Origin of the sequence: Chryseobacterium oryzae, from assembly GCF_022811665.1 — a bacterium.
In the GTDB taxonomy this organism is placed as follows: domain Bacteria; phylum Bacteroidota; class Bacteroidia; order Flavobacteriales; family Weeksellaceae; genus Chryseobacterium; species Chryseobacterium oryzae.
On sequence record NZ_CP094529.1, the window covers coordinates 740,971 to 753,174 of the forward strand.

Consider the following 12,204-nt stretch of genomic DNA (forward strand, 5'->3'; position numbering starts at 1 on the left):
AAATTTCTGCTTCCCAAGTCAGAGTTTTCCTCCGTCTTATCAGGTTGGTTTTGAAATCAGTTTTGTAACTTTGTTTTCAAATGTTTTTTTCTTACCGATTTCTTAGGCAAATATGAGTAAGAAACGAAGGCTAGGGTTAGAAAGTTTTTGGAAAATTTCTGGAAAGTTTTTACACAGAAATACGGAAAACCGTAAAGTGTTTTTCTTCAATATTCATACATTTCCAACTAATATCATGATATGTCAAAATTTTTATCTCAAAAGAAGAAATTAATAGAAGATGTTTTTGAGAAAGCTTCCAATGATGCGACAGAGCAATCATTCAGCGGTATTTTAAAGTCTTTGGAAAATACCTTGAAAGAAGATTTTAGAATAGTATTAAGCTATAAGACATTCGAAAATTATTATAATTCTCTGGTCATAAGAGGGGAAGATTACAACATTAAGCTGCAAATACTAGATGATTTGTGCATCTATTTAGGGTATAATAATTTTAAAGAATACTGTGCGGATTGGAAAACTGTAGAGTTTTCTGTAAAAGAATCTATCTCTAATGTTGTCATCAATATTATTAACAAGCCACTTCTAAAAATGCCTGAATTTTTAACAAAACAAAATGGACTAGGTGTTTTAGGACTGTTGGTAATTGGCGGATTTTTTGCAGGAAATAAATTTATTGACAAAAATGAGAACCTTACCGAAAACGATAAATATAGTATAGAACAGCGGAATATACAAGGAAATATTTCTAACGTTGAAAAAATCAGAATTGTAGAAGATAAAGTTCAGGAATCAAATGAGCCAACGAAACATTATATGTATTGGAATGGTGAAAAATTTATTGCAACTGCCGATGCTCATCTGGGAACACGTTTTAAAATCATTCCTATGGATGAATTCAAATTTAAAAATTTTAGAAAAATTATGAGACCGGATACAATTGCGTTAAAGCATGTTAATAGAATATGGTATTCTAAATATAAAAATAATGTAGAGTTTTTCACCGAAGACGGTAGTAATCCTGAAAATGATAAAGAACTGAAAAGGATGAGTTATTACATTTTTACAAAATATGTAGAAAATAACTAACTATTTCAAACAGCTTAGTTAAATATACAATCCCCGATTTAGATTTCTAAATCGGGGATTGTAAATATTAAAATTTGTAGAATATCTTACTTTTAAGATTAGTTTCCTCCAAACTTGAAACCTACACCAACCTGTAAAAAGCTGTTGGTAAGTTTTCCGTCACCAGAATCTTTCGCAAGGTTAGAAACTCCATAATTGTATCTTGCATCAATAAACAATCCGTTTTCAAATGCGTATTCTGCACCCAAAAATGGAGCGATATTTAAAGTGTTTACGTGGTCTTTAATATCGCTTTCATCACTTCCTGAAAGCTCAAAACCAGGAACCAATCCAAAACTAACATCAGCTACTGTTTTAGATTTCGCAGAAAGAATGAATCCGAAACTTGCACCTGCAGAAACTGAAAAGTTTTCTGAGATAAAATATTTAGCTGATACCGGAATGAGTACTGTACCAAAAGTAGTTTTGTTGTGTACTTTTATGTAAGTTGACATATCATCCGGATCTTCAACTTTTTCGTTGATTTTTCCACCAAGCGGAGAGTATAAAACTTCTCCCTGAAGTCCAAAATTGTCATTAAGTTTATATTCTGCAACTCCACCCACAAAAAAAGAATGCATAGGATCTGTGTTGTCAACATCCTTATTATCCTTAAATTTAAGTGTAGATAATGAATAACCTGCTTTAGGCCCGAATTTGAATTCTTGAGCATTCATACTTGCTCCTGTAACAATAGCAGCAGCTACCAATAGAAGTTTTTTCATAGTTTTTTAATTTTTATAATAATTTTAGCGTTCAAATATATCACTTTTCATGGAATATTAAAATAATTTTATAAAAATCTGAAAACTTATTAATCATAAACAGAATTTATTCTCTATTTCTTTTTTCTTCCTCGTTATATGCAAGAATAATCTTCTTCACAACCGGATGTCTTACCACATCTTCCTCTGTGAGATATACAAAACCAATTTCTTTTACTTCTTTCAGAATTCTCATGGCTTCTTTTAGTCCAGAGTGCTGTTTTGGAGGTAGATCTATCTGAGTAGGATCTCCGGTAATGATAAATTTGGCATTCATACCCATTCTCGTAAGAAACATTTTCATTTGAGCGTGTGTGGTATTTTGTGCCTCATCTAGAATAACAAAAGCGTCATCTAAAGTTCTTCCTCTCATGAAAGCTAACGGAGCAACTTCTATTACTTTTTTTTCAATAAAACCTTCGAGTTTTTCATGTGGAATCATGTCACGAAGAGCATCATAGAGCGGTTGTAAATAAGGATCGAGCTTTTCTTTAAGATCACCGGGTAAAAAACCGAGACTTTCTCCTGCTTCTACAGCCGGTCTTGTGAGAATAATTCTTTTCACCTGTTTATCTCTTAGAGCTTTTGCGGCTAATGCAACACTTGTGTACGTTTTACCGGTTCCGGCAGGACCAATAGCGAAAACCATATCTTTTTTTTCGGTTTCTTTTACCAGTTTTTTAAGATTGGTGGTTTTTGCCTTAATAATCTTGCCATTTACACCTTTTACAATAATGTCCTGATCAAAAACAAGCTGTTTCTCATTTTCATCTTTTATATTCAGGATATTTTCTACATCTTTCAGCTCAATAGAATTGTTTTGGGAAATGTAAGCAACAATATCATCAAGCTTTTTTCTGAATATATCTAAAGCTTCCTTATTCCCCATGGCAAAGATGTAATGATCTCTACCTGTAATTTTTAGAGTCGGAAAGCTGGATTTTATTAAATTGAAATATTGGTTATTAACTCCGTAAAAGTTTTTTGCATCAATACCTTCTAAATCATACGTTAATTCAAACATGCAAATATTTTTTAGTTCTTAAATTTAATGGTTTTTTTCAGATCTTCATCAAAATTCTTATCCACAAATTTTATTCCTTTCCTTTTATTTTGAATAAATTTGCAAATCCATCATTTTTATCATGTCGATTATTACCCTTACTTCAGATTTCGGATATTTAGATTACAGAGTTTCAGCAATGAAAGGAAAAATTCTGTCTTTAAACCCCGAAGTTACAACGGTGGATATTACGCACGACATTCAGGCACATAATTTAATACAAACTTCATATATCGTTAGAAATGCGTATCAGTATTTTCCTAAAGGTGCTATACATATAATTTCTGTAGACAGTTTTTTTCATAAATCAAGAAAAAATATTGTGTACAAGGCGGATGGTTCTTATTTTATTGCAGCCGATAACGGATTACTGAGTCTTATTTTTTTCGACATTAAGCCAGAAGCGGTTTATGAAATTACGTTAAACAACCGTTTTGATGATATTGTAAATTTTACTTCTACAGATGTTTTTATTCCTGTTGCTGTACATTTGGCAAACGGCGGATTGCCCGAAGTTATAGGAAGAAAAATAGAATCACCGAAACAATTGCTGTTTCCAAAACCTGTTTTTAATGAAACTGAAAAAATGATTATTGGTGAAGTAATGTATATTGATAATTTCGGAAATATTATATCCAATATCAGCAAAGATTTTTTTGAAAGTTTAGCAAAAGGTTATGAGAACTTTACCATCAAATTTAGGAATCTGAGTTTGTCTAAAATTTATTCCAGCCATTGTGAAGTTGTAACAGATTGGGATAGAGAAACCGAATACCACGGGCAGTCTGCGGCAATCTTCAACGATAGTGGCCAATTAGAACTTACGATTTACAAAGGCAGCAGGAAGAATGGGGCAAAAACACTTTTCGGTCTTAATGTGGGAGAAAATATTTACATCGAATTTTTCTAAAATTATCTATTTCATAAAAAAACCGATTTTTTTTATATATTTGTCAAAATCTAAAATTTAAAAATGGCAGAATACAAATTATTGCTTCCTTCTATGGGAGAAGGTGTGATGGAAGCTACGGTTATCACTTGGCTGTTCAACGAAGGAGATCAGGTGAAAGAAGATGATTCGGTAGTAGAAATTGCGACAGATAAGGTAGATTCAGACGTTCCGACACCAGTTTCGGGAAAAATTGTGAAAATTCTTAAACAGAAAGATGAGGTTGCAAAAGTTGGGGAAGCCATCGCTATTTTAGAAATTGAAGGCGAAGGTGAAAGTACACCTTCTGAAGAGGTTAAAAATGAAGTTGCGGCTACTACTCCGGATACCGAAACTTTAAAAACCATTGAAGAACCATTAAAAGTTGCTGCATCAACAGAGTTTTCGGGAGATTTATATCTTTCTCCTTTAGTGAAATCTATTGCACAACAGGAAAATATCTCAGAATCTGAACTTAAAACGATTAAGGGAAGTGGTTTAGAAGGAAGAATTACCAAAGAAGATATTTTAGCTTACGTAAAGAATAGAGAAAATCAACCAGTTCAGCAATCGGCTCCGGTTCAGCAGGCTGTTTCTGCACCTCAAACTGTTGCTACAGCTCCGGCTACAACTATTTCTACATCTGTAGGGGACGAAGTAATTCCTATGGACAGAATGAGAAAGATTATTGCTGAAAATATGGTGAAAGCAAAACAAATTGCTCCTCACGTTACTTCTTTCATAGAAACAGATGTTACCAATGTTGTAAAATGGAGAAATAAGTATAAAGATATTTTTGAGAAACGAGAAGGAGAAAAACTTACCTTCATGCCGATTTTTGTAAGAGCGGTTGTAAAAGCAATTCAGGATTTCCCGATGATTAATGTTTCTATTAACGGAGAAAATATCATCAAAAAGAAAAATATTAATATTGGTATGGCAACAGCTTTACCAGACGGAAATCTTATTGTTCCGGTTATTAAAAACGCAGATCAGTTATCATTATCTGGTTTGGCAAAAGCGATAAACGATTTGGCTTACAGAGCAAGAAATAAAAAATTAAGACCAGAAGATACACAGGGAGCAACTTATACCATTTCTAACGTTGGTAGCTTTGGAAACCTTATGGGAACGCCAATTATTCCTCAGCCACAAGTTGCTATTTTGGCAATTGGAGCTATTGTTAAAAAACCAGCAGTTCTAGAAACAAAAGATGGGGATGTAATTGCCATTAGACAGTTAATGTTCATGTCTCATTCTTACGATCATAGAGTTGTAGATGGTTCTCTTGGAGGAATGATGTTAAAGCATGTTCATGATTATCTTCAGAACTGGGATCTGAATACAGAAATATAAAATCAATTATTTATTTTAATGATAAACCTTCGGAATTTTTCGGAGGTTTTTTTGTTTAAGAATTATTTTTTTCTGATAAATTGTGTATTTACAATGTTTAACTTTATTCTTTTGGCTAAATTTTGTAAATACTGTGGTTCTTAAAGGCTGTATAAATATTTATTTTTCTTTTAATTATTACATAATAATATAAAATCGCGTTTGGAAATAAAACCAAACGCGATTCTTTGTTAATATGAAGTGTCTTTTCTGAATTTTATTAATTCATTGCATCGGTAGTATCGAAAGAGCTTACTCCGCTCCAAGATTTAGCCCAATCTGGTAAAGCAGTTCCGCTTCCTGCACCGTTTGCATTTGCATTTTCTGAGAAAATTGAAGAAATATCTACTGCTGTTCCTGCTGTGTTTTTAGCTTTAGATTTCGTTGTAACGTTCACGAAGTTTAGGTTTTTAATGTAAGAACCACCTTGGAACCAAGATAATGTTCTGTCAGTTTCAAAATCTAAACCTGTAGCGAAGTTTGCTAAAACGATATTGTCGAATTTTCCGTTTGATCCAGCTCTTACTTTCATACCTTGAGATTCAGAACCTGAAGTGTTTCCTAAGAAAGTTGCATTGGTGATGTTTGGATTAGAAACTCCGTTTCCAAAAGTTGTATTTGGATTGGTATCCTGAGTATCTGCTTCAACACCTCTGTTTCCTGGCTCTGCAGCGGTTTGATATTGTTTTTTTCTTGCAGCATAAATATAGTTAGCGCTTCCTTGCCATCCTTCAGTCCAGTCTATACTGTCATCACCAACACCTAGTACAAGTAAGTGATCTGCGTTTACATTTCCACCGAAAAATTCAATACCATCATCTGCACCGTCGATTACAGCAACATAAGAAACTGTTGTTCCGCTACCAACTCCGAATAAAGATAGACCGTTAAATTCTTTTTCAGGATTGTATTTGAAACCACTGTCTTTAATTACTACGTATTTCATAACTCCAGAATTATCAGACGTGTTAGTACCACCATATGTTAAATCTCCAAGTTCAGAAGTAGAAGTTCCTGCAGCAGTTCTGTTTGTAGGAGCATTTCCTAAGATAACAATACCTCCCCAATGTCCTTGCTTGTGTGCAGTACCTTCGAATACGATTGGTTTTGCTGCTGTTCCGTTCATGAAAATTTTACCACCTTTATCTACGATAAGATAATTAGCACCTTCAGCTACAGTAATTCTTGTTCCTTCAGGAATAATAAGAGTAGCACCGTTTTCTACTAAAACTCTACCTGTAATGGTATATACTTTTGAAGCATCTAATGTTACTACAGTTCCTGCTGCAATATTTCCTTTGAAGTTAGAAGGATCTAAAGAAGAAACAGTTTGTGAAGAATCGTCATCAGAATTACTACACGATATCGCCGTTGTAGAAACTGTGGTAACCATTGATAAGAATAAAGCTGCGTTTAAAAATGTTTTTTTCATAATTCTTTTATTGATTTATTTTTTATTAAAATTTATAAGATAAGTTCAGACCTAATTGGCGTCCTTTTGTATAATCTTTATGGATAAAAGTCTGAGAAGTATTTTCTTGTTCAATTTTGAAATGAGGATTTAATAGGTTTCTTGCAGAAATACCAATACCAATATTCTTTAAGTTGAATGTTATGTTAGCATCCAGAATTTCTCTTGGTACTTCATAAAAGTTACCAATACCTCCAGTTCCTACTGTGTAAAGGTTTTTTCCTATGTGAGAATAAGAAACTACAAAATCTAAACTGTTTAGATTGCTGTTCCATTTGTAGTTGTAGCCTAAATTAACGTTGGCAATAAAGTCTGCCACACCTTGCACTGCATCTTTTTCTGTGTTGAAAACAATTCTTTTTCCGCGATTGATGTCTTTTTCACCACCATTTTCTCTTGAAATTTGATCTTCAGATTTAAATTTCTGTTGAGAATGCATATATGTAGCATTAATGAATGTGTACAATTTAGAATTGTTCCAAGAATAAATGTCTTTTCTGAATTCTGCTTCAGCACCTGCAATGTATCCCCAATCTGAAACATTGAAATACGACATATCACTTGGTGCAGAACTCGCATAAGAAGTTCTTGCAATAGCATTTTGGATATATTTACCAAAAGCGGTTAAAGAAATTACTTCACCAGATTTCGGGAAAAATTCCCATTTAAGATCTGCATTATAATTATCCGAAGGATATAGATATTCGTTACCGTAAATGTTGTTTGTTACGTCATAATATGCAATCGGTATGATTTCCTTTGCTTGTGGTAAAGTGTACGTTTTAGAGAAAGCTAATCTTAGATTTTGTTTGTCGTTAACGCTATATTTTGCATTTAGAGCAGGTAAAAACTTATTGTATTGTTTATTTTTATTACCTTCTCCAGCTATCGCGTCTAACCATTTCATTTTCATATCGATGTAGTCGAAACGTCCTCCAACCTGTACAACAAAATTGTCTGAAATATTAATATCTACATTTGCTAAGCCAGATTGGATGTTCTGTTTTGCAGTATAAAAGAAAGGAGTAAATAATTTATCTGTAGGTTGAAATGTTTGGTAAATAAATAAAGAATTATTCATCGGGTTTATGAAACCATCAATATTCGTAGGATCTATTTGGGTAACAAGATTGTAGCTCATACCGATGGTAGTATTCTCAAATCTTCTGTCTTTATATTGACCGTCGTATCCTAAGGTAATTTTAAATCTGTCTAATTTTTTTGTAAGATATGCATGTCCTAAAACAGTATTGTCTTTCAGTTCATCAAAATATCTGTGATTATTAATGGCACTCGCTGCAATAAGCTGCATGATTGTTGCATCGATGGTATTTTGCAAACGATCTGGTCTTTTACTGTTTAGCATATTGTATCCAACTGCCCATTCTCCAGTCCAGCTATCATTTAGCTTATGGGTTCCTAATAATTGGTTTACCCAAGTATTTGTAATTTTATTATCACCTCTGTTGATGATTACATCTCTATCAACATCATAAGAATATCCTTTGTAGATTTTCGCAGACTGATCAGAAGAATGTATAAAGTTTGAAGTAAAGTTAACTTTGTTATTAGCATTGAATTTATATGCTAAATTTAATAATGCAGTTGTATTCGTTGTATATTTCGAACGTTCTACATCTGTAAATTTTTTGCTCGGAGTATTGTCATGGAAATAGTAACCTTCCTCTCCTTGGCTAAATTCATAAGAATTTTCAAAACCTGCATAAGCAAAAACTGACAATTTTCCGAAACTTACACCTCCTTCAATGTTCATGTCAGAATTAAAAGGATTGTCTGCGTTTTTAAAATTCCATTTTGTGGTAATAGGATAGGTTTGGTAAGGATTTCCTTTAATAAATTTACTTTCTTTAAATCCAAAAAATCCAGGTCCTCCGTCTTGAAGTTTGAAATCTTTTTTATTATAAGTTTGCAGATTGATACTGCTTCCTAAACCTATTTTAAAATAAGGTTTTCCTGTATGTTCTTTCGAAACAATGTTTACACTTGCACCTCCAAAGTCACCCAACATTTTTGGGTTGTAAACTTTATCTAAAGAAAGATATTCAATCATTGAAGTTTTAAAAATCTCAAGATTGATGTTTTTATATTCCGGATCGTCCGAAGGAATTGGCAATCCGTTTAATGTTGTACTATTGTATCTGTCACCAAGTCCTCTTACAAAAATCTGCCCGCTACCTTCTTGTTTTGTAGTTCCTGTTGCTTTTGTTACAGCTGTTGCTGCATCGCCCACACCTTGTTTTGCCAATTGTACAGCACCCACTCTTTCTATTACCTCAACAGATTTTTTCTGCATATTAATAAGGTTGGCTTCAGTAGATTTTTTGGTAGATCCTTTAATAACTACCCCTTCAATTTTTTTCTCATTTTTCAGGGTGTCATTCTTTTCTTGAGCGTAAAACAATGTTCCTGTTGTAGTAAGGAATAATGCAGCGATACTCAGTTTTCTAAAATTCATTTTCTTTTTACTATTACTTTCGGTGCAAAGGAATAAAAGTTTCGTGCTTCGTCTGGTTTAGTAAAATTTAAATTTTTCTTAACTAAACATTACGAAAGCTTTATAATTGTTAACTTTATATGAACGATAAGCATTATGTTAATTCATCATTCAAAAATTGTTAACTTTGAAACGTAAAAATTTAAAATGAGCCAAAAGAAAATACTTCTAATAGACGATGAATTGGATATTCTTGAAATTCTTTCTTATAATTTGGAAAAAGAAGGTTATCACATATTCACCGCTACAAATGGTAATGAAGGAATAGAAAAAGCAAAAGAAATTATCCCGGATCTTATTTTGCTAGATGTAATGATGCCGGAGAAAGATGGTATTGAAACCTGCCAGGAACTTCGTAAAATAAAAGAACTGCAAAAAACACTTATCGTATTTCTTTCTGCAAGAAGCGAAGAGTTTTCTCAGTTGGCCGGTTTTCAGGCGGGAGCGAATGATTATATCGTGAAAATCATTAAACCTAAAATTCTTATATCTAAGGTAAATGCACTTCTTAAACTCACTTCTCAGGTTTCAGATCAATCTAAACTGATAGAAATAGGAGATTTAATTATTGATAAAGATAATTTCAGGGTTTCTAAAAGCGGACAGCAGTTTTTATTGCCAAAAAAAGAATTTGATTTGTTGTATCTTTTAGCTTCCAACACCGAAAAAGTTTTTAAACGAGAAGAAATTCTGGAAAAAGTTTGGGGAAATGATGTTATTGTAGGCGAAAGAACAATAGATGTTCATATCAGAAGGCTTCGCGAAAAATTGGGTATTAATACCATACAGACTTTAAAAGGAATAGGATATAAACTTATCGTTTAATAATTCCGATTTCTTACATTTATACCTAATCCAAAAAAATGTAAAATTGAAATTTTACAGACTTACCTTTGTTTCTGCCTGTCTTTTAACGATCGTTATGTTCGTTTTGGTCATCAGTTTCGATGCTCTCAAAGACATTTACTATCCTACATTCAAGTTTACGATAGGTTTTATTGTGGGAATTGTGCTGATGTTTTTCATCAATTATTTGGTTATCGAACTGCTGTTTAATTACTACGCCAAAAAGCAGGTAAGAAAAATATCTAAAATACTACCGGACGAAATAGCATACAGCGATCAGAATAACATCACCCTGAAAGAACTGGGAGAGAGATTTTCAGATTTCAATCAGCAGAAAGTCACAGAAATGGACATGATGAAGGAAATGGAAAGTTACCGGAAAGAATATATAGGAAATGTTTCCCATGAGCTTAAAACTCCTTTGTTTTCAATTCAAGGTTATGTGGAAACGTTAATGGACGGTGGCGTTGATAATCTGAATATAAGAGATAAATATCTCGAACGAATAGACAATTCGGTAGAAAGACTCATTGCAATAGTGAATGATCTGGATATGATTAACAGACTGGAAGCCGGAGAAATAAACCTTAATGTTTCTAAATTTGATGTCAATCTTTTAATTAGAGAGATTTTTGATCTGCTGGATCTCGAAGCAGAGAAAAAAAATACCGTATTACAGATTCAGACCTTACAGCCACAGATTTTTGTGGAGGCAGATAAGCAGAAAATTTCGCAGGTTTTTATTAATTTAATATCCAACGCTATACATTATGTCAACAGACAAGAGGCAAAGGTAGTGGTTAAAACCAGTGTGCTTAGGAATAAAGTACTTATTGAGGTCATAGATAATGGGATGGGGATAAAAGCGGAGCTCCTTCCAAGAATTTTCGAACGTTTTTACAGAGTAGAAACCAGCCGAAGCAGAAGACAGGGAGGATCTGGTCTGGGACTTGCGATTGTAAAGCACATTCTGGAGGCTCACAATGAAAATATTACCGTAGAAAGTGTCTATCTGGAAGGAACAAAATTCAGCTTCATGCTAGAAAAAAGCAAATGATTGCTGCGAAATGTAAGAAAAAAAAACTTTCTAAAAAAAGAATAATTATTTTTGGCGAAATATCAATTATTATATATTTGCAACGAGAATTTATCATAATAAATAAGGCAAAAAAAGTAATTGAAATACTGATATGGTTTACAAAATCCGTGTAATATTAGATACGAAAGAAGATATTTTCCGAGATGTAGAAATCAAAGGAAAACAGACACTGTGGAACTTACATTTGGGTATTAAAAGTGCATTCAATCTTAGTGGAGATGAGCTGTCTACTTTTAATCTTCTTGAAGAAGATGGGACAGTAGTAAAAAGCGTTCCTCTTGAAGATATGAGTGATGATGGCGATGGCGAAATAATGTCGGACGTATATGTGGATGAAGCATTTGAAGCTGCGGGAGATAAAGCACAGTTTCAGTACGGGCTTTTAGATCTTTGGGAATTTTTCTGCGAACTTGTTGAGGTTGTAGAGGAAACAAAAGGAGTAAATTACCCGATTACGACGTACAGATTTGGTAATGCACCTCTTAAAGCACCGGTGAAAAGTGGAAATTCATCAGGTTCAAAAAACAAAAAGTCTGCAATGCCTTTGTTCGATGAAGATTTTAATTTCGATGAAGATTTTGGAGGAAGCAATAATTTCGAAGATGAAGACGACGATTTCGATGATGATGAAGACGACTACAATGACGATGTTTTCGATGATGAGGATGAAGATAACGAAAGATAAAAAAATAAATACAAGCCCTGAAAATTCAGGGTTTTTTTTGTTCTATAATGAAGAAATAATTAGGTTTAATATCAATCTTGTTTGGTTAAAATTGAAATGAGTTCATTGAGCATAATGATTCTATCTTAACATTGGAAAAAATTTATATTGTTATATTCATTTCTTTAAATTTGTTTCGGCAAAAAAAGCTGTTAATTTCGTAGAATATTAAAATTATGTTTCTCAGAATATTTTAATTCTAAAAATTTATTAAAGATTATTTTGTGTTTTTAGAATCATGAATTACTTTACTATACCCAATTTACTATTT

Annotated in this window: 10 protein-coding genes; 6 read left to right on the top strand and 4 right to left on the bottom strand. The window is 32.9% G+C overall.

What is annotated here, in order from left to right:
• The first annotated feature begins 240 nt into the window (after positions 1 to 240).
• Positions 241 to 1,089: a hypothetical protein gene (locus MTP08_RS03440; protein WP_243577057.1), complete on the top strand. Its 849-nt coding sequence runs from the start codon at positions 241 to 243 to the stop codon at positions 1,087 to 1,089.
• Between the two features lie 98 nt (positions 1,090 to 1,187).
• Here the strand turns inward: MTP08_RS03440 and MTP08_RS03445 are convergent, their stop codons facing one another.
• The gene (locus tag MTP08_RS03445) at positions 1,188 to 1,853 is read right to left on the bottom strand and encodes a porin family protein (protein ID WP_243577058.1); all 666 of its coding nucleotides are present in this window, start codon (positions 1,851 to 1,853) and stop codon (positions 1,188 to 1,190) included.
• 106 nt (positions 1,854 to 1,959) lie between these two features.
• Positions 1,960 to 2,916, bottom strand: coding sequence for a PhoH family protein (locus MTP08_RS03450; protein WP_243577059.1), 957 nt, complete (start codon positions 2,914 to 2,916; stop codon positions 1,960 to 1,962).
• Positions 2,917 to 3,037: 121 nt separating this feature from the next.
• Between MTP08_RS03450 and MTP08_RS03455 the strand changes: the two genes are divergently transcribed.
• The gene (locus MTP08_RS03455; protein WP_243577060.1) at positions 3,038 to 3,865 is read left to right on the top strand and encodes an SAM hydrolase/SAM-dependent halogenase family protein; all 828 of its coding nucleotides are present in this window, start codon (positions 3,038 to 3,040) and stop codon (positions 3,863 to 3,865) included.
• A gap of 63 nt (positions 3,866 to 3,928) precedes the next feature.
• Positions 3,929 to 5,239 carry a dihydrolipoamide acetyltransferase family protein gene (locus MTP08_RS03460; RefSeq protein WP_243577061.1) on the top strand — a complete coding sequence of 437 codons (1,311 nt, stop codon included), beginning with the start codon at positions 3,929 to 3,931 and terminating at the stop codon, positions 5,237 to 5,239.
• A 259-nt stretch (positions 5,240 to 5,498) separates the two neighbouring features.
• Here the strand turns inward: MTP08_RS03460 and MTP08_RS03465 are convergent, their stop codons facing one another.
• Complete coding sequence (locus tag MTP08_RS03465; protein WP_243577062.1) at positions 5,499 to 6,710, bottom strand: hypothetical protein; 1,212 nt, start codon at positions 6,708 to 6,710, stop codon at positions 5,499 to 5,501.
• A 25-nt stretch (positions 6,711 to 6,735) separates the two neighbouring features.
• Positions 6,736 to 9,225, bottom strand: coding sequence for a TonB-dependent receptor domain-containing protein (locus MTP08_RS03470; RefSeq protein ID WP_243577063.1), 2,490 nt, complete (start codon positions 9,223 to 9,225; stop codon positions 6,736 to 6,738).
• Positions 9,226 to 9,411: 186 nt separating this feature from the next.
• Between MTP08_RS03470 and MTP08_RS03475 the strand changes: the two genes are divergently transcribed.
• From MTP08_RS03475 to MTP08_RS03485, 3 genes are all read left to right on the top strand, one after another.
• Positions 9,412 to 10,089, top strand: coding sequence for a response regulator transcription factor (locus MTP08_RS03475; protein WP_209388955.1), 678 nt, complete (start codon positions 9,412 to 9,414; stop codon positions 10,087 to 10,089).
• Positions 10,090 to 10,135: 46 nt separating this feature from the next.
• Entirely contained in the window at positions 10,136 to 11,167 is a 1,032-nt protein-coding gene (locus MTP08_RS03480) for a sensor histidine kinase (protein WP_209388956.1), read from the top strand.
• A gap of 133 nt (positions 11,168 to 11,300) precedes the next feature.
• The gene (locus MTP08_RS03485; RefSeq protein ID WP_243577064.1) at positions 11,301 to 11,894 is read left to right on the top strand and encodes a plasmid pRiA4b ORF-3 family protein; all 594 of its coding nucleotides are present in this window, start codon (positions 11,301 to 11,303) and stop codon (positions 11,892 to 11,894) included.
• Positions 11,895 to 12,204: the final 310 nt, after the last annotated feature.